Origin of the sequence: Bradyrhizobium sp. STM 3562 (genome assembly GCF_045571435.1) — a bacterium.
GTDB lineage: Bacteria > Pseudomonadota > Alphaproteobacteria > Rhizobiales > Xanthobacteraceae > Bradyrhizobium.
Window position 1 is genome coordinate 1,768,882 of record NZ_CP120694.1, and the last position, 26,135, is coordinate 1,795,016.

The 26,135-nt window shown below is 63.1% G+C and carries 25 protein-coding genes; 6 read left to right on the plus strand and 19 right to left on the minus strand.

Annotated elements, in window-relative coordinates; all coding sequences use genetic code 11:
* The first annotated feature begins 17 nt into the window (after window positions 1–17).
* Both P6U23_RS08120 and P6U23_RS08125 read left to right on the plus strand, forming a co-directional pair.
* Window positions 18–3,260, plus strand: a complete 3,243-nt coding sequence (locus P6U23_RS08120) for an efflux RND transporter permease subunit (RefSeq protein WP_407179026.1) — start codon at window positions 18–20, stop codon at window positions 3,258–3,260.
* Window positions 3,261–3,361: 101 nt separating this feature from the next.
* The gene (locus P6U23_RS08125) at window positions 3,362–4,591 is read left to right on the plus strand and encodes an efflux RND transporter periplasmic adaptor subunit (protein ID WP_407179027.1); all 1,230 of its coding nucleotides are present in this window, start codon (window positions 3,362–3,364) and stop codon (window positions 4,589–4,591) included.
* A gap of 314 nt (window positions 4,592–4,905) precedes the next feature.
* On the opposite strand, the gene P6U23_RS08130 is transcribed toward P6U23_RS08125, so the two are convergent.
* The 16 genes from P6U23_RS08130 to P6U23_RS08205 form a co-directional block, all read right to left on the minus strand.
* Window positions 4,906–5,169 (minus strand): hypothetical protein, encoded by a 264-nt coding sequence (locus tag P6U23_RS08130; protein WP_407179028.1) that lies wholly within the window; start codon window positions 5,167–5,169, stop codon window positions 4,906–4,908.
* A 132-nt stretch (window positions 5,170–5,301) separates the two neighbouring features.
* Window positions 5,302–6,369 (minus strand): UDP-glucuronic acid decarboxylase family protein, encoded by a 1,068-nt coding sequence (locus P6U23_RS08135; protein ID WP_407181380.1) that lies wholly within the window; start codon window positions 6,367–6,369, stop codon window positions 5,302–5,304.
* 12 nt (window positions 6,370–6,381) lie between these two features.
* Window positions 6,382–7,506, minus strand: coding sequence for a glycosyltransferase (locus P6U23_RS08140; RefSeq protein ID WP_407179029.1), 1,125 nt, complete (start codon window positions 7,504–7,506; stop codon window positions 6,382–6,384).
* On the minus strand, window positions 7,503–8,591 hold the full coding sequence (locus P6U23_RS08145; RefSeq protein WP_407179030.1) for a glycosyltransferase: 1,089 nt from the start codon (window positions 8,589–8,591) through the stop codon (window positions 7,503–7,505). The genes P6U23_RS08140 and P6U23_RS08145 overlap by 4 nt, the downstream gene beginning before the upstream one ends.
* Window positions 8,588–9,718 carry a glycosyltransferase gene (locus P6U23_RS08150; protein WP_407179031.1) on the minus strand — a complete coding sequence of 377 codons (1,131 nt, stop codon included), beginning with the start codon at window positions 9,716–9,718 and terminating at the stop codon, window positions 8,588–8,590. The genes P6U23_RS08145 and P6U23_RS08150 overlap by 4 nt, the downstream gene beginning before the upstream one ends.
* Window positions 9,715–10,809: a glycosyltransferase family 4 protein gene (locus P6U23_RS08155; protein ID WP_407179032.1), complete on the minus strand. Its 1,095-nt coding sequence runs from the start codon at window positions 10,807–10,809 to the stop codon at window positions 9,715–9,717. Before P6U23_RS08155 ends, P6U23_RS08150 begins: the two co-directional genes overlap by 4 nt.
* A 26-nt stretch (window positions 10,810–10,835) precedes the next feature.
* Window positions 10,836–12,119, minus strand: a complete 1,284-nt coding sequence (locus tag P6U23_RS08160) for a TIGR04295 family B12-binding domain-containing radical SAM protein (RefSeq protein WP_407179033.1) — start codon at window positions 12,117–12,119, stop codon at window positions 10,836–10,838.
* Window positions 12,116–13,186, minus strand: a complete 1,071-nt coding sequence (locus tag P6U23_RS08165) for an NAD-dependent epimerase/dehydratase family protein (RefSeq protein WP_407179034.1) — start codon at window positions 13,184–13,186, stop codon at window positions 12,116–12,118. Before P6U23_RS08165 ends, P6U23_RS08160 begins: the two co-directional genes overlap by 4 nt.
* Entirely contained in the window at window positions 13,183–14,295 is a 1,113-nt protein-coding gene (locus tag P6U23_RS08170; protein WP_407179035.1) for an NAD-dependent epimerase/dehydratase family protein, read from the minus strand. Before P6U23_RS08170 ends, P6U23_RS08165 begins: the two co-directional genes overlap by 4 nt.
* A gap of 221 nt (window positions 14,296–14,516) precedes the next feature.
* Window positions 14,517–15,725, minus strand: a complete 1,209-nt coding sequence (locus P6U23_RS08175) for a phosphopentomutase (protein ID WP_407179036.1) — start codon at window positions 15,723–15,725, stop codon at window positions 14,517–14,519.
* A complete protein-coding gene (locus tag P6U23_RS08180) occupies window positions 15,713–16,660 on the minus strand; it encodes a beta-xylosidase (protein ID WP_407179037.1) in 948 nt (315 codons plus the stop codon). The genes P6U23_RS08175 and P6U23_RS08180 overlap by 13 nt, the downstream gene beginning before the upstream one ends.
* Window positions 16,657–17,424, minus strand: coding sequence for a TIGR04290 family methyltransferase (locus P6U23_RS08185; protein ID WP_407179038.1), 768 nt, complete (start codon window positions 17,422–17,424; stop codon window positions 16,657–16,659). The genes P6U23_RS08180 and P6U23_RS08185 overlap by 4 nt, the downstream gene beginning before the upstream one ends.
* Window positions 17,421–18,233, minus strand: a complete 813-nt coding sequence (locus P6U23_RS08190) for a nucleotidyltransferase family protein (RefSeq protein WP_407179039.1) — start codon at window positions 18,231–18,233, stop codon at window positions 17,421–17,423. The genes P6U23_RS08185 and P6U23_RS08190 overlap by 4 nt, the downstream gene beginning before the upstream one ends.
* 1 nt (window position 18,234) lies before the next feature.
* Window positions 18,235–19,335, minus strand: a complete 1,101-nt coding sequence (locus P6U23_RS08195) for a glycosyltransferase (RefSeq protein WP_407179040.1) — start codon at window positions 19,333–19,335, stop codon at window positions 18,235–18,237.
* Window positions 19,332–19,928 (minus strand): histidine phosphatase family protein, encoded by a 597-nt coding sequence (locus tag P6U23_RS08200; protein WP_407179041.1) that lies wholly within the window; start codon window positions 19,926–19,928, stop codon window positions 19,332–19,334. Before P6U23_RS08200 ends, P6U23_RS08195 begins: the two co-directional genes overlap by 4 nt.
* 7 nt (window positions 19,929–19,935) lie before the next feature.
* Window positions 19,936–21,030 (minus strand): inositol-3-phosphate synthase, encoded by a 1,095-nt coding sequence (locus P6U23_RS08205; protein ID WP_407179042.1) that lies wholly within the window; start codon window positions 21,028–21,030, stop codon window positions 19,936–19,938.
* A 178-nt stretch (window positions 21,031–21,208) separates the two neighbouring features.
* Here P6U23_RS08205 and P6U23_RS08210 point away from each other — a divergent pair, with 178 nt between their 5' ends.
* From P6U23_RS08210 to P6U23_RS08220, 3 genes are read left to right on the plus strand one after another with little or no spacing between them, the layout of a single operon-like run.
* Complete coding sequence (locus tag P6U23_RS08210; RefSeq protein ID WP_407179043.1) at window positions 21,209–21,343, plus strand: hypothetical protein; 135 nt, start codon at window positions 21,209–21,211, stop codon at window positions 21,341–21,343.
* A gap of 36 nt (window positions 21,344–21,379) precedes the next feature.
* Window positions 21,380–21,685 (plus strand): hypothetical protein, encoded by a 306-nt coding sequence (locus P6U23_RS08215; protein WP_407179044.1) that lies wholly within the window; start codon window positions 21,380–21,382, stop codon window positions 21,683–21,685.
* Between the two features lie 9 nt (window positions 21,686–21,694).
* Window positions 21,695–22,708 carry a hypothetical protein gene (locus P6U23_RS08220; RefSeq protein ID WP_407179045.1) on the plus strand — a complete coding sequence of 338 codons (1,014 nt, stop codon included), beginning with the start codon at window positions 21,695–21,697 and terminating at the stop codon, window positions 22,706–22,708.
* On the opposite strand, the gene P6U23_RS08225 is transcribed toward P6U23_RS08220, so the two are convergent.
* The gene (locus P6U23_RS08225) at window positions 22,662–23,453 is read right to left on the minus strand and encodes a Crp/Fnr family transcriptional regulator (protein WP_407179046.1); all 792 of its coding nucleotides are present in this window, start codon (window positions 23,451–23,453) and stop codon (window positions 22,662–22,664) included. The two genes, P6U23_RS08220 and P6U23_RS08225, sit on opposite strands and share 47 nt — an antisense overlap.
* 182 nt (window positions 23,454–23,635) lie before the next feature.
* On the opposite strand from P6U23_RS08225, the gene P6U23_RS08230 reads away from it, so the two are divergent.
* On the plus strand, window positions 23,636–24,553 hold the full coding sequence (locus tag P6U23_RS08230) for a c-type cytochrome (protein ID WP_407179047.1): 918 nt from the start codon (window positions 23,636–23,638) through the stop codon (window positions 24,551–24,553).
* 307 nt (window positions 24,554–24,860) lie between these two features.
* Here P6U23_RS08230 and P6U23_RS08235 read toward each other — a convergent pair whose 3' ends face one another.
* Together P6U23_RS08235 and P6U23_RS08240 are read right to left on the minus strand one after the other, a co-directional pair.
* On the minus strand, window positions 24,861–25,190 hold the full coding sequence (locus tag P6U23_RS08235; RefSeq protein ID WP_407181381.1) for a c-type cytochrome: 330 nt from the start codon (window positions 25,188–25,190) through the stop codon (window positions 24,861–24,863).
* A gap of 64 nt (window positions 25,191–25,254) precedes the next feature.
* A complete protein-coding gene (locus tag P6U23_RS08240) occupies window positions 25,255–26,130 on the minus strand; it encodes a cytochrome c oxidase assembly protein (RefSeq protein ID WP_407179048.1) in 876 nt (291 codons plus the stop codon).
* Window positions 26,131–26,135 lie beyond the last annotated feature (5 nt).

Here is a 26,135-nt window from a genome sequence, read left to right on the forward strand (position 1 = left end):
AAACCGAAGGGACGCACATGGGTCTCGTCAAATACGCGCTGAAATTTCGCGTATCTTTCTTCGTGTTATCGATATTGATGTTGCTGGGCGGCGCGGGCGCGGCGGTCGTGATGCCGAAGGACGTGCTGCCCACCGTCGATATTCCCGTCGTCGTGGTGGTGTGGACATATACCGGCCTCGATACGACGGACATGTCTCAGCGGATCACCACCTACAGCGAGTATTCGCTGTCCAACAACGTCAACAACATCAGGCGAATGGAGAGTACGACGCTGCAGGGCGTGGCGATCGAGCGGATCTATTTCCAGCCGAACGTCTCGATCGATCTGGCGATCACGCAGGTGGTGTCGGCCATGAACTCGATCCGCGCCGTGATGCCGCCGGGGATTCAACCGCCCGTGGTCATGCGGTTTGCGGCATCTGCGGTGCCGGTGGTCCAGCTTGCGCTGTCCTCCGACCAGCAGAGCCAGACGCAACTGTATGACTACGCCCTGTATCGCGTTCGCCAGACGCTTACCGAGGTGCCGGGCAGCACGCTGCCGACGCCCTACGGCGGGTCGCCGCGGCAGGTCATGGTCGACCTCGACATGCATGCGCTGCAGGGCTATGGGCTCACACCGCTGGACGTGACCAACGCGATCACCAGCCAGAACCTGGTCGTTCCGTCCGGCCAGTCCAAGATCGGGGAACGGCAATATCCGATCCGGCTGAACGCGGCGCCGGAGACGATTGCGGCGCTCAACGCGATCCCGGTCAAGGTGGTTGATGGCACGCCGATCCTGGTTCGCGATGTCGCCTATGTCCGCGATGGCTCGCCGCCACAACAGAACATCGTGCGGGCGGACGGCCGCCACTCCGTGCTGCAGCCCATCTTGAAGAACGGCGATGCCTCGACGCTGTCGGTCGTCAACAACGTTAAGAGCTATCTGTCGCAGATCCGGCAAGCCGCGCCAAAGGGCACCAAGATCGACATGTTGTTCGATCAGTCCGTGTTCGTCACGGGCGCGATCATGGACGTGTTGAGGGAGGCGGTCATCGCGGCCGGCCTCACCGGTCTCATGATCCTGCTGTTTATCGGTTCCTGGCGCTCGACGCTGGTGGTGCTGATCTCAATTCCGCTGTCGATCCTCACCTCGCTCGCGGTTTTGGCCCTGCTCGGCCACACGGTGAACCTCATGACGCTCGGCGGACTGGCGCTTGCGGTCGGCATCCTGGTCGACGATGCGACGGTAGCGATCGAGAATACCTATCGGCTGATGGAGGAGGGACGCCCGTTCCGCCAATCGGTCGCCGAGGGCGCGGCCGGCATCGCCAAGCCGGCCCTGATCTCGACGCTTGCCATCTGCGCCGCGTTCGTCTCCGTGTTGTTCCTGAAGGACACACCGAAATTCCTGTTCACGCCCCAGGCGCTCGCCGTCGTCTTCGCGATGCTCGCGTCCTATTTGCTGTCGCGAACGGTGGTGCCGATCTTCATCGATGTCCTGGTGCGCCGCGAGCACGAACAGCGCTTCGGCTCGCGTGAGCCCCCAGCCGAGGCTGATCGCGGCAGCGACGCCGCGCACACCTCCACTGCCGCGAACCGCGGCTTCTTCTCGCGCTTTCACGGGGGCTTCGAGCGGGCCTTCGCCCGCTTTCACGAGCGCTATGTCGGGCTTCTCCACGTCATTCTCGAACACCGCCTCGCCGCTTTTGCCGTTGCCGGCTCCGTCATTGTCGTTGCCGGTGTGCTGTTCGTTTTTGTCGGCCAGGATTATTTCCCGCAGATCGATGCCGGCGAGCTCACCCTGCACGTTCGCACCCGGCCCGGGCAGCGGATCGAGACGGCCGAGCAGACCTTCGCGGCGATCGAGGACAAGATCCGCCAGACCATCCCGGAGAAGGATCTCGGGCTCTTGCTCGATAACATCGGACTACCCGCGATCAACTACAATTTCGCCTTCGGCGACGGATCCTTCGTCGCCAACAATGACGGCCAGATCCTGATCTCGCTCAAGGAAGGCCACGCCTCCACCAACGCCTATCGCGCGACGTTGCGGCGGGTGCTGCGCGACGCCTTCCCGGATGTCATCTTCTATTTTCAGCCCGCCGACATCATCACCCAGATTCTCGATTTCGGAACTATCACGCCGATCGACGTCCAGGTCACGGGCCGCAATTCTGCCAAGGACCTTGAGGTCGCCAAGCACATCGAGGCGCGGCTGCGCGCGGTCCGCGGGGCGGTGGACGTGCACATCCAGCAGATCACCGACGCGCCGGAATTCTTTGCCGACGTCGACCGTCAGATGGCTCAGGAGATCGGCCTGAGCGAGCAGCAGGTCGCCAATGCGCTGAACGTGTCGCTCGCGGGCAGCTTCCAGGTCAATCCGAATTTCTGGGCCGACCCGAACACCGGGATCCCGTACCAGCTCTGGGTGCAGACGCCGGAATATCGCAACAATTCGCTGACCGACGTCGGCAACACTCCGCTGTTCGTATCGACCACGACCGGTCAGGGGCCGGGTCAAGGCGCAGGCGTGGTGACGCTGTTCAACAACATCGCCAAGCTGCGCCGGCAATCCGAGCAGACTGTCGTCAACCACGTCAACACCCAGCCCAAATTCGACGTGTTCGCAGACGTGCAGAATCGCGACCTGGGTTCGGTCAGCAACGAGATCACGAAGATCATGCAGGATGAACAGAAGAACCTGCCGGTGCCGGACAAGATTTCGGTGCTCGGGCAGATCTCCGACATGCACAGTGCGTTTCGCAACCTGGAGCTTGGCATCGCCATCGCGATGATCGCGGTGTATCTGCTGATGGCAGTGAATTTCCAGAGCTGGGGCGATCCCTTCGTGGTGCTGGCGGCACTGCCTCTCGCCTTTTGCGGCATCGTGATGAGCCTGTTCGTCACGCAGACCAGTTTCTCGATTCCATCGCTGTTCGGCGCGATCATGAGCGTCGGTGTGGCCAGTGCCAACTCGATCCTGCTCGTGACCTTTGCCCGCGAGCATCGTGAGCGGACCGGCTGTAGCGCCGCGGAGGCGGCCATCAGGGCCGGCGAGACCAGACTGCGCCCGGTCTTGATGACCGCCGGCGCGATGTTTGTGGGGCTACTTCCGATGGCGCTGGGACTGGGGCAAGGTAGCGAGCAAAACGCCGCGCTGGCGCGCGCCGTGCTTGGCGGCGTTCTCGTCGGGACGTGCTCGACCTTGCTGTTCGTGCCTTTGCTTTATTCGGTGCTGCGGCGGGGCAGGGTGACACCCGTGAAGGACTACATATGAGAGAAGACGGGCGACACCAGGGGGCGACTGCAGAGCGGCCATCGGAGGAGCGGCGGCCGAATCCTCCTTCCGCGAGGTGGTCGTGGCTGGTTGCGGCCGCCATGGTTGCCGTGCTCGCAATCGGGGCCCTCGGCCATTGGCGAACCAGCACTGCGGCGAAACAGACTCAAGAGGAGACCAATAGCGAGGAGCCGCAGGTGCGCACCGCGGCTGCCAAGCAGCTCTCAGATCCGATCAAAACGAGCCTGCCGGGGCAGACGCTGGCCTTTGATCAGGCCAGTATCTTTGCGCGTGCCACGGGTTACGTAGCCGAACGGAAGGTCGATATCGGCAGCCAGGTGAAGCAGGGAGATTTGCTGGCGAAAATCGCCTCTCCAGATCTCGATCGCCAGCTCGATCAGGCGGAAGCACAACTGGCGCAGCTCAAAGCGGCGGTTGCGCAGGCCACCGCCCAGGTGAGCGTGGCGGAGGCGAACCTGAAGCTTGGGAACGTCACCTATGCACGAATCGGCTCCCTGGCTTCAAAGGGGTACGAGACGATGCAGAATCGGGACAATCAGCAGGCCAACGTCTCGAGCCAACAGGCCAATCTCGATGCTGCCAATGCCGGGGTGAAGGTCGCGCAAGCCAACGTGGAAGCGCAACAGGCAACCGTCAACCGGCTGAGAACGCTGACGGGCTTCGAAGAGGTGCGCGCACCTTTTGACGGCGTGGTGAGCTTCCGCAACGTCGATGTCGGCGATCTTGTCAATGCCGATACCGGCACCGGTACGTCGATGTTCGGGGTGGTCAAAGACGACGTGCTGCGGGTCGCGGTGAATGTGCCGCAGACTCTGGCCGTGGGGATCAGGGACGGCTTGCCGGCCACGGTCCACGTCTTCGAGTTGCCTGACCGCACCTTCATCGGCACGCTCGCGCGCAATGCAGGCGCGCTGCAGTCGGTGAGCCGCACGCTTCCGGTTCAGGTCGATGTGAAAAACCCGGACCACGCGCTCAAGGCCGGAATATACGTCAATGTCGAGATAGACGTGCCGCGGGAACACCCGAACGTCCAGGTTCCCGCCGAGGCGTTGATCTTCGACGCGCAGGGACTGAGGGTCGCGACCGTCAAGGACGATGAGATCCATTTGCAGCCCGTGGTAATCTATCGCGATCTGGGGCAGACCGTCGAATTGACGAGCGGGCTTAACGGCGACGAACAAGTGGTGTTGAACCCACCCACCACGATCCACGACGGACAGAAGATACGCACCGCTCCGCAAGGTGGCGATCACGGCAACCAGAAGAACCAAAAGGAAGCGTCAGCCGAGAACGGCGGCCGGCAAAGATGATTGCCTGCTGCTAGAGCATCCGCCGAGCTGAGCGAATCGGAGGGCGCGCGCGCTCCACCGTCATTGCGAGCGAAGCGAAGCAATCCAGACTTTCTCCGCGGATGCAGTTCTGGATTGCTTCGTCGCTTTCGCTCCTCGCAATGACGGGCCTGGTTCAAGGCACTCGTCCGGCTCTGCAACTTGATCGGCGGATGCTCTCGCGCATGACCCGGAAAATGTGCAGCGGCTTTCCGAACAGATCATGCTCAAGCAAAAACTTTTGGAAGCGCTATGACGGTTCAACCTGATCGCATCGCGCTCAGGTTCGGTGCGCCTCAAGGCCATTCGATCGGCTTGAACGATAACTGCCGGCGGCTCATCTCCCGCTGCAGTTGGTCGGCATATGCTCTCACGCTCGCGCCTATCAGGCGGTAACGTCCCCCCAGCCGATTATCGGCGGCAACCTGCCGCCGAACGCTTTCATAGTAGGCCAACAAACTCTCATCGGTCGAATCGCCAAACTTCATGACTGAACGCCCCGAAACGGATGCTTGCACCGCCAAAATTGTTCCACAGGTGTTCCAGTCAGGCGTTTTCATATGTTAATTCCCGCGGGCGCCGGTGACCGACTCCCGCAAAAAGCGAGTAAAGTGTGACTAAAAACCCACGGTTCTATTGCTTTGGAAGCGACAGTCGGAGTCGTCGCAGCACATGATTGCAGGTTCCATGGGCTATTGCTGGCTGGCGAGGGTCAGGCGGCCGCGAGACGGCTTCGCCGGACCTCGCCTCGAAAGCGCGACCGTGGTGTTGCCGCTCGCGAGCTGCAGGGCGAAGTAGGCGACCGTGGCTTCGATGCCCTTCCTGAGCGGCACGCGCGGACGCCAGCCGAGCACCTGCTCGGCCGCGTCGATGATCGGTCGGCGCCGCTTGGGATCGTCCTGCGGCAACGGGCGGAATTGAAGCGGAGAGGTCGAGTTGGTGCAGGCCAGCACCTCGCGGGCGACTTCCTCGATCGTCATTTCCTGCGGGTTGCCCAGGTTGAACGGCCCGGTCACGGAGGTCGGGCTCTCCATCAACATCTCCAGGCCGCGGACGAGATCGTCGACAAAGCAGAAGCTTCTGGTTTGGCTTCCGCTTCCATAGACGGTGATCGGCTCGCCATGCAGCGCCTGCACGATGAAATTGGAGACCACGCGACCGTCGTTTTCGAGCATGCGCGGGCCATAGGTGTTGAAGATGCGCGCGACCTTGACTTCAAGCCCGTGAAGCCGGTGGTAGTCGAACATCAGCGTCTCGGCCGCGCGCTTCCCCTCGTCGTAGCAGGCCCGCGGCCCGGTCGGATTGACGTGGCCTTGATAGCTTTCCGGCTGCGGGTGCACTTCCGGATCCCCGTAGACTTCGCTGGTGGACGCCTGCAGAACACGGGCGGATTTCTTCCGCGCAAGTTCGAGCACGTTGATGGTGCCGATGACGCAGGTCTTCATCGTTCCGATCGGGTCTCTCTGATAATGCCGCGGCGAGGCCGGGCAAGCGAGATTGAAGATACGGTCGACGTCCCCCTCCACGGAAAGCGGATTGCGCACATCGTGCTCGATGAAGTGGAAGTTCGGGTGGTTCAGCAGCGGCCGGATATTGCGGAGCGAGCCCGTGAAAAAGTTGTCGACGCAGATCACGGTGTCGCCGCGTTGCAGAAGCGAATCGCACAAGTGTGATCCTATGAAGCCGGCGCCTCCGGTGATGAGCGTGTGGCGAGCGCTGCGATCATAGTTTCGGGTGGTGATGGGCGTATGTATCGTCATCATCTCCTCAAGTTACATTTCAGCGACATGCATGGTTCGTCCGGCGACATTTCGACGCGGTACTTTCAGCCGTCGGTTCGCCGCTTCCAGATAATAGTCTTCCAGTTGCTGGGCCCGATGGTCGGGCGTGTGGTCGCGCAGGATGCGCTGACGCGCGCGCTCGGCAACGGACAGGCGCCTGTCCTCGGGCATTTCATTGATGATCTCGATGACCTCGCGCGGGCTGCTGGCAAGCAGAATTTCCGATGAAGGGGCGAAGATTGTCTCGAGACCGGGCCAGCGGTCCGAAATGATCGGTGCGCCGCAGGCCGCCGCCTCGAACAGGCGCACGCTGGGCGAAAAGCCGAGCGAGCGCATATCGGCCCGGGTCACGTTCAGCGTGAAGCGCTGCTGCGCATAGAAGGTCGGATGCTCCTGCGGCGCGATGTGCTCGACGCGATCGACATTTGCCGGCCAGGCGAGATGGTCAGGGTATTTTGAACCCGCGACAACGAAGCGCTGCTCCGGATGCTCCAGCGCGGGCGCCAGCAGCAGCTTTTCAAGCTGCAACTGGCGGTCATCACTGTAGGTGCCGAGATAGCCGAGCGACCATTTGGGTTTTGCCTTGTGCGGTCGATACAATTCGATGTCCGCGCTGCAATACAAGGTGCGCGCCATCGGGCTGCCATAGACGTCCTCGATCATGCCCGGGACGGGTCCGCCCGTGAACGATAGATAGAGATCAAAGCGCGGGATCATCGCCGCCGAAATATACTGAAGGCCTTCATCGAGGCCGGCGAGCGTGACCGGCGTATCGATGTCGTAGAACGCCGTGAGGCCTTGCGTGTGTGCCGTGACCCATTCGGCGATCGCGATTCCATCGGGCACATAGGAGCCGATGATGATGAGATTGGCGTCGCGAATGAGCGAGCCGAACAGCCGCGGCACATCCTGCAGGTGCTGGTAAAGCCGGACGTTCCAGCTCGATGGCTTGGTCAAATCGCGGTTGTTGCGATACCAGGGCATGTCGCGCTCGAGAAAGGTGACCCGGTGGCCGCGCTGGGCCAGCGCTTCGAGCAGGGCGCGGTAGGTGGTCGCGTGACCATTGCCCCACGACGAGGTTACCGAAAGTCCGATGACGACGATTTTGAGGTTCATTCCGCGGCCTCTGTCCTGGTGTTCATGCCTTCGAGCAGTTGTTGAAATTGGCGGGCCCGATGCCTGTATGTGTGATGGGCCAGGATGTGTGCTCGCGCGCGTCGCGCGATGGCGCTCGCGCGCGCGGGTTCGAGCGCATCGAGATGCCCGGCCACCTCATCGCCGTTCGCGGCCACCAGCACTTCCGTGCCGGGCTCGAGAAAATGATCGATGCCGTCCCAGGCATCGGTGATCAGGCAGGCGCCCGCGCCGACCGCCTCGAAGACGCGGGTTGGCGGCGAAAAGCCGTATCTGGCCATGCTGTCCCGGTTGACGTTGAGGGTGGCGAGCGCTGATGCGAAGAATGCATTGTGCTGACCGGTGCCGACATGGCCGGATTTGCGAATGTTCTGCGGCATCGGTTTGGAATCCCAGCCCGCTCCGCCCAGCACAAAGCTCCTTGCCGGGAGACGGTCGGCCACCTCGATGAAGAACTGCTCGACGCGCCGTTCGCGATCCGGCAGGCGGTTGGCGAGCAGGCTGAGGTCGCAGGCAAACTCCGGTATCGGCGGCGCCGGATGATGCGTCGTCGGATCGAGCGCGTTGTAGATCGGGACGCAGTCACGCGCTCCCGCTGCGCGATACGCCTGCGCGACGGGCTCACCGCCGCCATAAGTGAGTACGAGATCGTAACAAGGAATGGCGCTCCGGAGATGATGGCCCGGATCGGCGGCAATCGCCTCCAGCGTCGCCGGCGCATCGACGTCCCAATAGAGGCGCAGCGCCCTTGACTGAATTTCGGCGACCGCGGTTTCCAATTCGACATCGAATACCCCCACGCCGCTGGCCTTCACCAGGATGTCGGCCGATCGCGCGGCAGCGGCGAGCGAGCGCTGCCATCCGTCTGGCGTCGCGGGATAGACCACAACCGTAGCCCAGGACGGATCGTCGATGTCGCGATGAGCCTGACGGGCGAATGCATCCGGCTCGAAGAAGGTGATGTCGTGCCCGAGCGCGGCGATCTCTTTCAGGATGCCGCGATAATAGGTCGCGGCACCGTTCCAGTAGGACGAGACCAGGCTTGAACCGAAGAAGCAGATCTTCATGCGACAGCTCCCTCGTATTCCCTCCGCGTCACCAAGGGCCGCGAGGTGCGGATCTGGTCGACAATGTCGAGGAGCTCGCGCACGCGATGCCGGCAGGTGTGACGTCCCCTCACGAGGTGGAGGCCGGCACTGGCAGTTGCGGCCGCAAACTCCGCATCCTGCGAGAGCGCCCGCAGCGCGTTGCGCATGTGCGCCCCATCGGCTGCCCTGACGTAGGACTCCGGCGTGAAAAGGCGCTCTGCATCCTCCCACGGCGCCGAGACAATCGGAATTCCGCAGGCCATGGCCTCGAACATCCGGATGGTCGGAATGCCCGGCAACGCACGAACATACGGACCGCGTGGCACGTGAACGGTCATCTGCGCATCGGCGAAGGCAAGCGGAGCCCGATGTGCCGGAAGCCAGCCGCCGAATTCGATCCCGGCGGTTTCGATTTCGTCGAGCGCCTCCTCGGGATAGCGGACCCCGAAAATCGTTGCGCGGAGCTTGAGCGTTGCCACGGGCTCGATCAGATATTTCCGCAGCGCCGCGCTGCGCTCGTCATCCCCCCAATTGCCGATCCAGACAAGGTCCCGAGTCTTCGTGATGTGCGGTAGCGGGCGATAAAGCTCTGTGTCGGCGCCCTCGTGCCAGGTGAAAGCCCTGTTCGCCCAGCCAAGGCCAAGATAGATCTGGCGCAGCACTTCGCCGAAGGCGAGAACCCCGTCAAAGCCGTCGAGGTGGAAGCGTGCGAGTTCCTCGCGCGCGGTGACGGCGCGATGGTGCGTGTCGTGGAACAGCAGCGTGAACGGCGCGCCCTGGGCGCGACGCCGGCCGATGCGTTCGATCAGATCAGGCGAATTCCACTCATGCACGATGACTAGGTCGGCCGCATCGAGCGCCTCGTCCAGGTCGAACGATTGATCGTAGAGCCGGACCGATATGCCCGGGAACATCTGCGGCACCTCGTGAAGCGTTTGGTGCCCCCCGTCACGGATCGCATTCAAACGGCTCCATCCATCTGCCGGCTCGTAAACGACGACGTCATGGCCGAGCCTGTGCAGCTCGCGCGCTATGCCGCGCAGGAAGTGCGCATTGCCGTTGTTCCAGCACGAGGAGAACGCGTGGTAAAAGAGAACGCAGTTCATAGGGAAGCCTCGAGTGCCGGGGTGAGGGTCGGCTTCGGCCCGGGCGCAAGCAGCCCCTGATAGAGCACGACGTAACAATCGATCATTCGCCGCAGCGAATAGTTTCGTGAGCGCGCCGCCGCGGCCTGCTGCTGCCGCACGCGCCTGCCGGCATCGCTTGTCAGTTCGGCCAAGGCCCGGTGAAGCATGGTCGCATCGGCTGGATCGACGAAGAGCGCCGCCTCATCCCAGAGCTCGCGAAAGCTTGGAATGTCTGAAAGGACGAGCGCGCATCCCGCCGAAGCAGCTTCCAGAACCGAGAGACCAAACGGCTCGTAAAGAGCGGGACTTGCGAAAATCGCGGCCCGTCGCATCAACCGGATCAGTTCGGCGTGGGAGACCTGACCGAGCAACCGAATTGCAGGGGGAGCATTTTGGGAGCTATCCGCCGGTCCCGCGACCAGGACCGGCCAATCGAGCCCGCCGGCCGCGTGCACCAGTGCCGAAATATTCTTGGCTGCGTCCCACATCCGCCCCGCGGCGAGGATGAAATCGTCCCTATCATCCCGTGGCGCCTCGGCCGACGCAATGCCGTTCCAGATCACAAAGCCGGGCGAGCGCGGCCGGTATAGACCGACGATTGCATCGTGATAGGCCCGGCTCGGACAAACCCAGGCTTGCGCATGATTCAGCCCGGCAGCGATCGCCCTCGCATAGTTCCGCCATCGCGCGTCGGCCAGCCACGCGGTGTCCCTGCAGGCGGCCGCCCACGAATTGACGCAGGAATGCGCGCCAATGACTGTGGGGCAGTTCCACTCGAACGCCGCTTCGCGGAAACTGTTGAGATGAACGATGTCAGGCCGCAGCCGCGCTTCGAGCTCGCCGAGGACGCGGCGGGCGGCCGTCGCGTCGCGCCCCTCCGGATCCTGCCATTCAAGGGCAAGCGACGTCTCGATCAGATGCACCGATGACGCCGAGAGCATCGCGCGCTGATCCTCGCGTGGCGGCGGACCCATCGTGACGAGATGGACGTCGGCGCCACGGCTCGCGAGCGCCGAGGCGAGCCCGCTTGCGTAGGTCCAGACGCCGCCGACGGCGTCGCTCGTCAGCATGATTCGGAGATCCGACAAGCGATTCATCAGACCACCTGCGCTTCCAGTGCGCTCAGCGGCATGGGGCGTTCCTCCTGAACGTCGCTGAACTGGTTGAACATCGCGAGATAGTGCGCATGGGCGCGCTCCCATGCGAAATCGTCAGGCTCGCCCCAAAGCTTCCGGTAGTCCGGCGAGCCGGGATAGGGATAAAGCGGCACGGGATCGTTGGCCCAGACGCCATTGTCCTGCATTTTTCTGCGCCAGCGCTGCACGACCGGATCGTCGTCCTGCGGCATCTCGATGAGATTGGCCTGGACAAACGGCACGTGCTTTCGCGCGTGGATCAGCCGATCCGCGAGTTGGTCCGTGGTCATCTTGCAGTTCTTGGCAAGTGCCGCGCGCCCCTCTGCGGAAAGACTCTCGACACCCGCTTCGATCGAGACGCAGCCGGCTCTGCCGAGAAGTTCGAGCATCTCCGGCTTCCAGAGATCGATGCGGGTCTGTACACCGAATTTGAGGCCGCGCCCGACCAGGCCCTTCAAGAGCTCGGCATTTGGCAGAAAGATTTCATCGACGAAGTAGATGTATTTAGCGCCGCGGCGATGCAGGTTCTCGACTTCCGCGAGGATGATTTCGGGCGGACGCTTGCGATAGGCGTTGCGGAAGTTCTCCTTGGCGCAGAACGTGCAGTTATAGGGACAGCCGCGCGAGGCCTCCACTTCGGCGCCGGGACCGACCGGCTCTGCTTCGAAGCGATGGTGATGATGATGGTGTCGTTGCACCATTTCAGCCGGCCAGTCGAGCGGCGGTTGATCGGAGAACGCCACGGCCTGCGGTCCACCATTGACGCGGATGCGAGCACCATCCTGATGGCAGAGCCCCGCGAAATCGCGCTCGCCGTTTGCCAGCCGCAACAGAGTGTGCTCGCATTCACCCATCACGATGATGTCGGCCGCAAGCTTCTTCAGCGCGGCGCGTGGCGTCGTCGAGCCGTGCGGGCCGACCGCGACAAGCGTCGGCGCGAGATCGCGAAGCGCGAATGTCAGCTCTTGGGGCACGCGCAGCTCCGGCGGGGCGCAGCGCCAGAACAGGTAAGTAGGCGCCGTCGTGACGACGATCATGTCGGGGCGGAAGGCGCGCAGTTCAGCCTCGATCTGACCGAGCGAGAGGCTGAACATATGCGCGTCCAGCAACAGAGTGGCATGCCCGGCCTCGCGGAGATAATGCTGCGCAATTCCGAACTCGAGCGGCAGGTGCGGGGAGCGGCAGCCGAAATAGATGCTGCCCTCGAAATGCCAGTTCGGGTTGATCAGGGCGACGCGCGTCATGCGAGCGCTCCACGGTGTCCCAAGGTGCCCCCGAAGCGGCTCCCGAGCCAAGCTTGCAGCGAGGACAGGCCGTCGACGAGGGACGTGGTCGGCTGCCATCCGACCGCGGCGGAGAGCGCGCTGACATCGCTGACGTACCAGGGCTGGTCGCCCGGCCGCCAATCGGCGAAGCCGAATCTGATGTCCTGATTCGTGAGCTGTCTGAGCAGCTCGATCAGCTCCAGCAGGCTGACGGAGCGCGCGACACCGCCACCCAGATTGAAAATCTGTCCGCGCGTGCGCTCGATCTGGTCTAGCACCGCGATCCAGGCCTCGGCGGCATCCGCGACAAAGAGCGCATCGCGCACCTGCAAGCCGTCGCCATAGATCGTGAGCGGATCGCCGCGCAGGGCAGACAGCACGAAATGCGCGATCCATCCCTGATCCTCGGTGCCGAATTGGCGCGGCCCATAGATGCAGCTCATTCGCATCACGACCGTGCGCAGGCCGAAGACCCTGGCGTAATCGTGTACGTACTGATCCGCGGTCCCTTTGGAGCAGCCGTAAGGGCTGTAAAAATCGAGAGGCGCGTTTTCGGCCACGCCGCGTGCCAGAGCGGGATCCGCGGGGACATAGCGAGGGCCGCTCCTTACGATCTGGGTGTCATCAACGAGCCGGCCATAGACCTTGTTGGTGGAGGCAAAGATGACGGGCGCAGATGGATTGTGGAGCCGCACCGCCTCAAGCACGTTGATGGTGCCGCGGGCGTTGGTCTCGAAATCTTCGAGCGGACGCTCCAGGCTGCTGGTGACCGCGACTTGAGCCGCGAGATGCAGCACGGCGCCCGCTTCGCGCACTGCGTCGATCACGGGAATCGGATCGCGCACGTCCGCGACCGCGATATTTACGCGATCGGGATGACGGGATCGCAGCCATTGGGCGTTCTCGCGAACGCCGGACCGCGCGAGATTGTCCAGGATCATCACCTGATCGCCGCGCGCGGCAAGCCGATCCGCCAGATTGCAGCCGATGAAGCCGCATCCGCCGGTGATGAGAATGGGCTTGTCGCGACCCTTGCTGTTGATCATGCCACCAGTCCCCGCCGCAGGAGTTCCTCGGTCGCCCGTTCCGCCTGATCGTCGGCGACTTGATCGGCCAGATAGCCCGCGAGTTCGTCCAGCCCTTCCTCGAAGGCGACGCGCGGCTCGAAGCCCAATATGGCGCGGCTCTTTTCGATGTCGGCGAAGCAATGGCGGATATCGCCGGCGCGGTATTTTCCGGTGACGTGCGGTGCCAGCGCCGGACGGCCCATCACCCGCGCGAGGTCCTGGGCGACCGACAGAATGCTGCGGCTCCGGCCGGACCCGACGTTGAAGACGTCGTTGACGTGGTCCGTTTCCAGCGCAAGCCGGCAGGCGCGGGCGACATCGCGCACATGGACGAAATCGCGACGCTGCAGCCCATCTTCGAACACGAGCGGCGGGCGGTCATTGAGCAGGCGTGCGGCAAAGATCGCGAGCACGCCGGTGTAGGGGTTGGAGAGTGCCTGGTTGGGACCGAAGACGTTGAAAAAACGCAGCGCGATCGTGGCAATGCCGTAGGCGTTTCCGGCGATCAGGCACATCCGCTCCTGCGCGTATTTGTTCAGGGCATAGATCGAGCTGAGCGAGGGCTGCTTGGTCTCAGGGGTTGGCAGAGGGACCAGGCGGTGGCCCTGCGCATCCTTCAGGTCCCATTCGCCCTGTTTGAGCTGATCGATCGAACGCTCTTCCGGGGAGACGATGAGGCCGTCCCCCGTGCGGCCCAGCCCTTCGCCATAAATACTCATCGACGAAGCAACGAGCAGACGTTCGACCGGACGCTTGGTCAATGTCTGCAGCAGGATCGCGGTCCCGAGCTCATTGGCCCTGACGTAGCTCTCGATGTCGTACATGCTCTGTCCGACGCCGACGCTGGAAGCCAGATGGACGACTATGTCCACGCCGCGCAACGCACGATCGACGGAAAATGCGTCGGTCAGGTCACCAACGATCAGCTCGGCATCCTTGTTGAGATAGGCCGGGCGTTGGCGAAGAGGGCCGTGAACCTGGGGCGAGAGGTTGTCGAGCAGCCGGACTTCGTAGCCGGCGCGGAGCAACACATCGGCGACATGCGATCCGATGAAGCCCGCGCCTCCGGTGATCAGAACTCGTCTCATTCGTCGGCTCTCCTTCCAGACTGAGCGGATTGCGACCGTCCGTGCTTGGAGTGGAAAGCGCGCTTCAACCGTAGAGCGGATTGAACTTGCATCACGTGCTCATCACTCCGCTGGTTAGAAGCGAAGCAACGAATGATGGTTCCTCAGCAACGTACAAACGAAAATTTCTCTAACATACATCAATAACGCAGGTGAAACTCGTAAAGACGCAGCCACGCCGATCAGAACGACCATCCATGCCGAAGTGCCGGCAGGTCCAGATGCCGGGCAACGCTCGCGCCGATATCTGCGAAGCCGCTACGTTTGCCGATCGGCTCGCGCGGATGGCCGCTGCAGAGCAGGATCGGGACCTGCTCGCGCGTATGGTCTGTTCCTTGCCAGGTCGGATCGCAGCCGTGATCGGCCGTGATGACGAGCAAGTCGTCGGATTTCAATCGCGACAGGAGCTCGGGCAGGCGTCGATCGAAGGCTTCCAGGGCGGCAGCGTATCCCGCGACATCGCGACGATGGCCATAAACGCTGTCGAAGTCGATGAAGTTGGCAAACAGCAGTCCGCCGTCGCGGAGCTCGTCCCAGCCCTGGACGCTACAATCGAATAGGGCGTTGTTGCCGTCGCCTCTGTTGTTACGGCCGGTTCCGCGATGAGCGAAAATGTCGTCGATCTTGCCGATCGAAATGATGTCGCGGCCGTTCGCCGTCGCAACGTCGAGGATAGTGTCTTCGGGCGGCGGCACCGAAAAATCGCGCCGGTTGGAAGTTCGCTTGAAAGTCTGCGGCGATGCACCGCGGAAGGGCCGGGCAATCACGCGGCCAATGTTGAGCGGGTCGACGAGGCGGCGTGCAATCGCGCAGACCTCACACAGGCGCTCGAGCCCGAAGGTCTCCTCATGGGCCGCGATCTGAAACACGCTGTCGGCGGAGGTGTAGCAGATCGGCTGACCGGTCTTCATATGCGCCGAACCAAGTGCGGCGATGATATCGGTTCCGGATGCGTGGCAGTTGCCGAGTACGCCGGGCAGATCGGCTTGCGCGCATAAGCTGTCGATCAGCGCTTGTGGGAAGCAGGGCGTCGTCCGCGGAAAATAGCCCCAATCGAATGCCACGGGTACGCCGGCGATTTCCCAATGGCCCGACGGCGTATCCTTGCCTTTCGATTGCTCGCTGGCGCAGCCGAAATGGCCCATTAACGCGCCGCGTTGTTCCAAGCCAGGGGGATGACGTCCTGTAGCGAGACGGCAGGCTTCGCCGAGGCCAAGCGCGATGAGGTTGGGCACGCGTAGCGGCCCGGCCCTCTGCCTGTTGTCGGCTTTTCCAAGCGCGCAGACGTCGGCGATATGACCGATCGTATCGGCGCCTTCATCGCCGTAACGCGCTGCGTCCGGCGCGGCGCCGATCCCGACCGAGTCCATGACGAGGATCATGGCGCGCATAGCGGAGCCCCTTGCAAATCGGTCGATCGGGATGGTGCGCGGCCAGCACGATCACAATAGCGCTCGATCATGCGCGCGCAAAACTCCGCGAACTCCTCCGGCTCGAGTGGGGGGCTGGTGTGATGCGGCGCAATACCCCGATGTTCGGGTGTGAAGCAGAAGGTCAGGGTCACGTCGAACTCCGACAGCGCATCCATCTGCCGGTCGAACCAGTCCAAAGCGTTGGGCCTGAAGCTGTCAGCCCAAGACAGTCCGGTCCTCAGGTGGCGCACGCCAAGCCGCCGCATCCAGCGTACGGCGTCGTCGAGCCGGTGGTCTTCAAAATGAAACCACTGACACAAGCCCATCATGGGCGCATGTTGCGCGAAAGCGTCGAGCGCCGGCTTCGGCGTGCCATCTTCGCGCAAGAGGCCCATGTGAAAATGCCGGTAGTAGGCGGAGCCTTCGGCTTCCTTGTGCCGCGTCGTCGCCTCCCAGGTGGCGGGTAGATCGTACAGGCTGTACCAGTGAATTCGCTGCGCGCGCCCAACGAGCAGCTCGGCGGTGCGCCGCACGCCCCACGCCTGCACCTCATCGGCGCCAAAGGACGAGACGCCGACCTCCGTCACCCACACCGGGACGGACACCACTGCCTGAATCTCGGCCAGCTTGTCCGGCCACTCGTCGATCTTCCACAAATTCCAATCCAGCGGAAATCCGTGCACGGCGACCGCCTCGACATGATCGAGCACGCCACGCGATTTCATATTCTCGATGAAGCGCGGATCGATCGGAGAGATGCCGCCGAGCACACGCGGCAGGGTCGGGTGCACGGCGCGTATGGCCTTTGCCGCCGCGATGGCGGTGACGGCAAACTTCTGCCAATCGGGATCGATCAGGATGTCCCAATGGGATTTGTTGTTCGGCTCGTTCCAGATCTTGGCCGCTTCGATCATCGCGTGGGACCTCGCGACGGGTACACGGGACCGTCGGCTTGCGGCCGATCGACTTTTCTGCAGAGATACACCTCGTCCTCCGGATGTGCCAAGATCGCGAAGCCGGCGCTGCGCAGCATGGCTTCCACGCAGGCCCGGTTCGGCGCCCACCAATTGGTGGGATCGTCGGCGTATTTGTGTTCGATGAAATGCAGTTTCGGATAGCCGGGGCCGTCGAACTGCTCGGCGGTCCAGAAGTCGTAATTGTTTTCGATGACATCCACGCGGCTAGCGCCGCGCAGCATCGACTGGAACAGGAGCAGGTCGCGCGCGACGTGCTCCTGGATAAGATCAAGCGCGAGCAGGGGATGACGAAGGTGATAGAGCAGGCCCATGAAGATCACGAGATCGAAGCGCTCGCCCAGCGAACCGACGTCGTAAGCCGACAGCTTGCGAAATTCGATCTTGAGCCCCTTCACCTCGGCCGCGAACCGCGCCTGCGCCAGATACTCCTCATCCGTATCAAGGCCCAGCACGCGAGCGGCGCCGCGGCGCTTCATCTCCATGGCGTAGAATCCGGCGTTGCAGCCGATGTCGAGGACCGACTTTCCCTCCAGATTTTCCGGGATGACGGTGGAAAACCGCCGCCACTTCACCATCGGATAGTCGCCAAGGAAATGCGAGGGCGCCGTGGCGACGCCATTGAGGTCGAGATTGTGAAACCAGGGTCCGAGCGCATCGATGCGTTGTCGGATTTCTTCTTTCGAGAGCGCGGCGCTGCTCACGACACGCCTCCGCCGAAAGCGCGTGTCGACGCGGCCATCGTATCGGTGACCGAAGCGGCGCGGAGCTTTGAGCGCTGCTGATCGACGTCCTCGTTGGATGCCAAGAGGGCCATCGCCGTGCGATAGCCGTGAATGGTTCCGACATCGACATAGGATTCGCCTGCCTTCACCCCGATGCCGCTGCCGCCGGATGCAAGATAGCTGTTCACCAGCGTGCCGAAATATTCGTCCTGGCAGTCCCGGTCGCGCCAGAGCAGATGCAGGTCGCGGAAGCCCGAAGCCGACATCTTGAAGGCGCCCCAAATCCAATTCGATGCAGCGTCGAGTTTCTTGACCTGAATCTCCTTGACGCGATCGCCGTCGAGCACGACGGCATCGAAGAATTCAGGATGCTCGACGGGAAACAACAGGAAGGACAGGTCGGCATCGGGTAACGCACCAAGCGCGGTCTTGGGAAACCAGACCGTGTCCGGCAGGCCGACGACGACGTCCTCGTGGTCGCCGACCACCGTGCCGGCCCTGAATACGGCATCGCACAGGCCCGATGCCTGGGGTTGCACCACGTAAGCGAGCTGCGCGCTGCCGTAGTGATCGCCGAAATATTCCAGGATGTCGGATTTGCCGGGGGCGATCACGAAGCAGATCTTGTCGGCGCCACCGAGGATGAGCCGTTCGACCAGATATTCCGACACCGCGCAGGGGCGATCGGCTCCTCCGTCGCTTCGGCTGCCCACCGGAAGCAGCTCTTTCGAAAATGCCAGCGGCTGGATACGGCTGCCGCGGCCGGCCGCGGGTACCACGCCCCACATCTCAAGCCTCCTCTACGAGCTGGCGGGCGCAGCCGCGTTCCGGACGTTCAAGGAACTGAACCAGGTCGGCTGCTCGCCGCGCCGAGCTGTGCTGATCGAGCGTTCGTTCGCGGGCCCGCCGGGCGACGCGCTGCAGGGTGACGTCATCGTTCTCGAACGCGGCGAGCGTGTCATGTTCATCGCGAACCAGGATGATCTCCTCAAAAGGTTCGAAGAAGTCGCCGATTCCGTCCCACGCATCGCTCAGGAGCGGCACGCCGCATGCCGCGGCCTCGAACAGGCGGCCCGAGGGACACCAGCCCATCTCCGCCATGGCGTGACGGGTGACGTTCAACGTCATGCGCGAGGACGCGAAGAAGGCGGCATGCTCCGATGGCGGCAGGTGCCGCACGAAGTAGATATTCTTCGACCAGGGAAAATCCTGCGGATATTGCGCCCCGCCGATCAGAAAACGTAGATCCTGGCGTCGGCGCGCCGGATCGACGAACAGCGCCTCAAGCGCGCGTTGCCGGTCTTCCGAATAGGTTCCGAGATAGGATAAATCGGCCCTGTAGTGCGGTTGGGGAGCAACGGGCCGATGCACTTCGGGATCGACATGTCCGTAGAGCGCTGCGATCCGCCGTGCGCCCAGCCGCCGCTGAAATTCCTCGAACACGCGCGGTCCGCCGGTGAAGCTGAGCACGAGATCGAAGTCCTGCAGGCCGCGCGGGCCGATATAAGGCACGGCTTCGCCGGCGCGCAGCTTTGCGAGCGTGACCGGCGTATCGAGATCGTAGAAGATGCGAAGGGCCCGGGCCTGCTCCGTGACGAGTTCGGTGGCGGCAAGTCCGTCAGGGCAATAGGAGGTGACGATCGCAGCGTCCGCTTCGTTCACATCGGCGCTCGCGTGGGAGCGGATGGCGTCCCAGGCGGGATAAAGTTCGAGGCGTCCGCCGGCAAGTTCAAAAACATCTCTCGTGCCGGCGTAGTAGGGCACATCGTGCTCATAGAAGACGACATCGTGGCCCATGCGCACGAGAGTCTTGCACAATCCACGCCAGAGCGTGGCATGACCATTGCCCCACGATGAGGAGATCGTAAGACCGAAAATAACGATCTTCACGCAGGCACCCTCTGGTTAATTCCGGTGATGTGAATGCCGCCGCCGTCTGCCGAGAGCGTGCTGATGCTTGCAGGCGCGACCTCGATGGCCGGGAAATCGTCGAGCGATAGTCCCGAATAATGCAGCAGCGCGGCCCTGATCGGCTCGGCATGGCTGACGATCACGAGCGTGCCGTGAGCGTTGCCATTGCGGAGCTGTTCCAGATGTTCGACGACTCGTTGTTGCAGGGACCGCATGGTCTCGCCGTTTGGAGGCTGACTGTCCCCGCGCCGGCTGTTCCAGCGCGCCCAGCCGGGATCATCGTTCAGCTCGTCGAACGTGCGTCCGGTCCAGTCGCCGAGATCAATCTCGTCCATGGCTGGGGCGATCTCGACGGCGAGACCGAAGCGCGAGGCGAGGATGTCCGCCGATTGACGTGCGCGCCGTTGCGGACTGCATTGGATCGCCGTCGGCGGGGGCGCCAGCAACTCGGCGCAGCGCGCGATCTCTCGGCAGCCTTTTTCGTCAAGGCCGATGCCGGGCATGCGCCCGCACAGGACCCGGTGCAGCAGCGCATGATGGCCATGGCGGACGAGATGAATCGTTTGCACCATGACGGCACTACGCCTTGTTGTCGATGAAGGCGCGCGTGCGGCGCCGCGCCTCTTCATCGGTGAATTGCTGCGGCGGCGATTTCATGAAGTAGCTGGACGGGCCCGTCAGCGCACCGGCGATGCCGCGATCCATCGCGAGCTTGGCACAGCGGACGGCATCGATCACCACCCCGGCCGAGTTCGGGGAATCCCAGACTTCCAGTCTGACCTCGGCGGTCAGCGGCGCGCCGCCGAAGGTGGTGCCTTCGAGCCGGATATAGGCGAGCTTGCGATCGGTGAGCCAGGGAACGTGATCGCTCGGCCCGACGTGAATGTTTTCGGCCCCGATCGGAATATCGAACTGGCTCGTCACCGCTTGCGTCTTCGAGATCTTCTTCGACGTGAGCCGCTCGCGTTCGAGCATGTTCTTGAAATCGGTGTTGCCGCCGAAATTGAGTTGATAGGTGCGGTCGAGCCGCACGCCGCGTTCGCGGAACAGGTTGGCGAGAATCCGGTGCAGAATGGTGGCCCCGACCTGGCTTTTGATATCGTCGCCTATCAGCGGAAGACCGGCCTCTTCGAATCGCACCCGCCATGCCGGATCGGATGCGATAAAGACGGGAATGCAGTTGACGAAGGCGCAGCCGGACTCCAGGGCGCGCCCGGCGTACCATTCCGTCGCCTTTTGCGAACCCACCGGAAGATAGGAGACGAGCACGTCAGTGCGCGATTTTCTCAGCACGTCGGTGACGTCGGCCTCGACCGTCGAGGCAATGGGCACGTCCTCCTCGAGATAGTGGCCGATGCCGTCGAGCACGGGCCCGCGCTGAACGATCACGCCGGTCTCCGCGACCGGCGCGAAGCGACGCGTATTGTTCGGCTCCGCCAAAATGGCTTCGGCGACGTCGCGGCCCACTTTCCTTGCGTTGACGTCAAAGGCGGAGGTTATCTCGATGTCGCTGACGTGATAGCCACCGACATCCGCGTTCATCAGTCCGGGAACGGGCTCGTTGGATTTGGCATTGCGATAGTAGGTTAGTCCCTGAACGAACGAACTGGCGCAGTTGCCGACGCCGACGATGCCGACGCGAACGCGACGGCTGTCTTGAAGACGAGAATGCATCGATCAGTATCCTCCGGCACACGCGCCAAACGTAAGTACGTTCGCGAACGTGCCAGGCTTGCGTTCGTTCCTGAGTCCAACAGGGACAGGGCGAGCGGTCGCGGAATCGGCAGGACAAAATCGAAAAAGCTTAACCTAGTATAGATTTCCGGCGGAGAGCCGGGGAACGAATGGCAACTTGGAAGATGAAGAAGATGATGATGGCATGATGGCTGCGCGTCGATCGCTTCGGAAGAAGATCAATCGACGAACGAATTTCCGTCTGGTGCGTTTTTCGCCAAACGGTGCCAGCCAGTCGAGCAATGTTTGTTGATGAAGCTGGCGGGACGAGTCAAGGTGGGAAGTTACGATGAGCGCGACCAAAACAACCGCGGATTACGAGTCGAGGACCACGACCGACCACAGGACCATCCAGAAATGGGCGGAAGAACGGGGCGGCAAACCGGCGACAGTTCGGGCGACCGAAGAGGACGGCCATGCCGGGGTTCTTCGGATCGATTTCGATCCGAAGGAGAAATCCCTCGACCCGATCGGCTGGGACGAGTTCTTCCGGAAGTTCGACGAGTCCAAGTTGGCGTTCCTGTATCAGGACCATACCAAGGATGGCGGACTAAGCCGCTTCCATAAATTCGTCCATCGTACATCGGCACATTGAAACTGAACGATGGCGGCAGCGCGCGCCGGGGATGGCGAGGAGTCTTGTGCATTCGACGGCTGGGTCGCCGCCATGCGCAGAGGCGATTTCGAGCGCGCCTGGGAGATGACCGACCGCGACCTCGCCGCGCTGCGTCGCTCCGGTCGTGGCAAGCACGAAGGCCCCCGCCACGAACAGCGCATCTGGCGGGGCGAGAATTTGTGCGGCAAGCGGGTGCTCGTCCGCTGTTATCACGGGCTCGGCGACACCATTCAATTCATACGCTTTGCCCGGCCGCTGCGCGAGATAGCGCGCGAGGTCATCGTCTGGTGTCAGCCCGAGTTGGTCGCGCTCGTTTCGCGCGTCGATGGAGTCGATCGCACCTTGCCGCTCCACGATGGAGCTCCGGACGTCGATTTCGACGTCGATATCGAGATCATGGAAATTCCCCACGCAATCAGGGCGAAGCCGGAGCAGGTGCGGCTGCGCCGGCCTTATCTGAGGCCTTCGCGGCCGGTCCGGCGGATTCACAAGCGTGCCGATGATCTCGCCGTCGGCCTGGTGTGGAACGTCGGGGATTGGGATAAGCGGCGCGCGCTTCCCTCTGCCGAAGTCCGGCGGCTGGATGTTCCGGGCATTCGTCTCTTCTCGCTGCAACGGGGCGCGGCGGCAAAGGCGGCCATCGAGATCGGGGCACTTGATATCAGCACCCCTGATCTCGAGACCCTGGCTCGGCGGCTTCTCGCGCTTGATCTTGTGATCTGTCCCGACACAATGGTTGCCCATTTGTCTGCGGCGCTCGGCTGCGAAACCTGGATCCTCCTGCATTGCGATTGCGACTGGCGTTGGCCAAGTTCCGGAAGCTCGACCTTCTGGTATCCGAGCGCCCGCCTGTTCCGCCAGGCTACGGCAGGCGATTGGCGCCCCGTCATTGATGAAGTCAGGTGCGCCATGATCTCCCGCCTCCAGGAGCGAGGGCGAGGGTTGTCTCGCGGAATCAATGTTGGGCGGACGCCGCTGCCTCCTCCGGAGCGGCCGGCTTGAGCAGCTCAAGCTCGGAAGGCTTCGGTTCGCGCAAGTGCAGATAGTCCGGATTGAATCCGGCCAGGTGGACGAGCGCCCGCCAATCCACGATCGTGATCATTTTCGATTGCCAATGCAGGAGGCGCTTGCGGCGCAGTTCCTGGATGATCCGGTTCGCGTGAACGGCCGAAATGCCGCAGGCGGCGGCCAGATCGGATTGGGTGAAGGGCGAGGGGAACCGGTAGTCTCGCGCTTGCCCGACCGCGCGCAGCCGCAACGCAATCTCGCAAATCAGATAGGCCACACGGGTCAGGGAGTCGCGGCTGCCGAGATTGATGATCCAGTTTCGCAGCGATGCGGCATCGGCGAGGCTCAGGAGCGAGAGCGCACGCGACAGGTTTGGCGAAACGGATGCGACCTCATGAAAGAAAGCATGGGGAACGAACGCGACGACGGCAGGCCCGAGCGTGCTCAGATTGGCCTCGGCCCTCGGCCACTTCAGCATCTGAATGTCCGGCACATCTCCCGCCACGTAGATCGAGGTGATCTGCCCGCCGACATTGTCGGCATCCTTCCAGCAGAGATAGCCCTGCAGGAGCAGGCAGCAGCAACTCGCCTGGTCTCCCTTTCGCCAGATGTTTTCGTGAGACGCAAAATGCCGGATCGAGAACGGCATTTTTGCCAGCAGATCGAGATCACTGGCCGATAATTCGGCGATGCTGGCGAGGCGGTCGGCAAATTTGGTGTAGGCAAATCCTGTTTGCATCCTTTCAAGCCCGTCGACCGTTGGGCGGTTGCTCGCGCCCGGTCAATGTTGGCCGAGCGGGAACGTTCCTACTCACAAAGGCCGCGGCGGGTTATTGCCAACGGCGCGAGCGTCGAGCCGCTCCGGAACCGGAGCGGGAACCCATGCGTTTGCCGATCATCCGGCTCCGACATGGGCGATCGATGCGCATTCGTCTCTGGCTGATTCCGGCGGTCGCGATCGGCGCCGCGGGCGTGCTCGCCGCGTGGTTGATCACCGCGCCGCGACCCGCGGCATCGAGCATTCCCGCCGCGGCATTCGAGAAAACGGGCGATCCGGCGAGAGGCCGTCTGATCTTCGCGGCCGGCGATTGTGCGTCCTGCCATGCCTCGCCGGGACAACCCGATCGGCTGCGGCTGGGGGGCGGTATCGCGCTGGCTTCACCTTTTGGGACGTTTCGACCTCCCAACATCTCCATGGATCCGGTCGACGGCATCGGAGCCTGGCAGGCCAAGGACCTTGCCAACGCGCTGCTCAGCGGCGTGTCACCGGATGGCCGGCATTACTATCCGCTGTTTCCCTATCCGAGCTTCGCGCATATGACGGTCGGCGACGTCATCGATCTGATGGCCTATTTGCGCACGCTGCCGGCGGTGCAGGGCCGGGCGCCGCCCCACGAAATCAGTCCTCTGTTCCGGATTCGCCGCATGATCGGTTTCTGGAAGCTGATCTTCTTCGATCGCACGCAGATCAAGCCGGATGTGCGACGCGATCCGGAATGGAACCGCGGCCGCTATCTGGTGGAAAGCATCGGCCATTGCGCCGAATGTCACTCGGCGCGCAACGTGTTCGGCGCCATTGAGGAGAGTACGCGGATGGCGGGCGGATTGGATCCGACGGGCACGGGCTTCGTTCCGAACATCACGCCGCAGCATATCGGCAACTGGTCGAAGCAGGACATCGCGGAGATGCTGAAGACGGGTATCACGCCGCTTCATATGCGCGTGGGATCGTCGATGAGCGAGGTCGTGACCGACACGGCGATGCTGCCGGACAGCGACCGGCAGGCGATCGCCACTTACTTGAAATCCCTGCCATCGCGGCCGACGCCAGAACCTTAGCCTGGCGCATGATCCGGAAAGCTGTGCAGCGGTTTTTCCGAAAGCATGCCCTCGGGCTCGACCCGGGATCATGTTCAGACAAAACTTAGAGCGTCCGCCGATCAAGTTGCAGAGCTGGACGAGTGCCTCCAACGAGGCCCGTCATTGCGAGGAGCGAAAGCGACGCAGCAATCCAGACTGTATCCGCGGACGAAGTCTGGATTGCTTCGCTTCGCTCGCAATGACGGCGGAGCGGGCGCGCTCCGATTCGCCCAACTCGGCGGCTGCCCTAGCGCGATGACGATTCAACCTGGTCTCATCGCGTGAGTCAATGCGAATAGAGGTAGGCCGCGACGTCGCGTGCTTCGGCTTCCGAGATGCCGGACGCAGGCATCACCGAGTTTGGGGAAAGACTTTGCGGGGCCACGATCCATCGCACCAGATGGTCCGGCGTGTTGGTGGCGACGCCCCCGATATAGACGCGGTGGATGAGGCCCGATAAAGGCGGGCCGACCTGGCCATCGGCGCCGGGAATGCCTGAGATGGTGTGGCAGCCGGCGCAGCCGTAACGACGCAGGACATCCGGCGCACGCGACGGCTCGCCGCCGGTCATGGCGCGGGCGATGCTTTCCGCCTGCTGCTGCGACGACCAGGCCATCGCGGCCGCGACCGCAACGGCTGCCACGCCCAGGGCGGCGATTCCAAGGCTTGCCCAGTGGCGACTAGATCGCGCGCGCGGCATGGCTGTCCCTTGCCTTCTCGCCGGCGCGGCTGATCCAGGTCGCCATCAACGCGAGCGCGGCACCGGCATAGACCGTGCCGGCGGGGACCCACATGATGAGCCCCGCGAGCTGCTGGTCTTCCAGCGGTGTCAGGCCGAAACTAAGAGCTGCGGCGGTCTGGGCCTGGTAGAGCACCCGCGGCGCCAGCGCCATCAGTGCGCCGAGGGCGGTGGTATGCAGCATCGTCACGAACAGATGCCAGGCGCCGGCGCCGATTTCGTTGCGACGGAACACCGACCACCAGAACAGCACGGCGGTGACAAGGAAGCTCAGATGTTGCAAGCGGTGCAGCGCGACATTGGTGACCGCGGCGTCGAACAGTGGCGGCGCGTGCCAGGCCCAGATGGCGATGCCATGCAGGATCGTCGCGTTGCGACCATGGCTCAGCGAGCTCCAGGCGGCGCGGAGGGGACCGGATCGTATCAGCGTCGCGGTGCCGATCCGCAATCGTCGCGGCAGCGACCACAACAGCGCCCCCAACGGTCGGGCCACCACGATCAGCGGCGCCGAGACCGCCATCACGATCTCATGCTCGATCATGTGAAAGGTGAAGAGGTGCTCGCCCAGCCAATGCATCGGCGATACCAGTGCGCCCGCCAGGCTCAGCCAGCCGCAACCATAGGCGAGGTTGCGCCAGGCTCTCACGGCATTGCCGCCGCGGCTGCGCCGATGCAACGCAATGGCTCCGACCGCGTAGAGAATGCCAAGCGTGAGCAGCGGAACGACCACCCAGGGATCGAATGTCCAGGCCGCATGCGCGCGATCGGCATCGAGGCCGTGCGCGAAGGCGCGGGCGGTCCCGGAAGCCACGAGCATGAGTC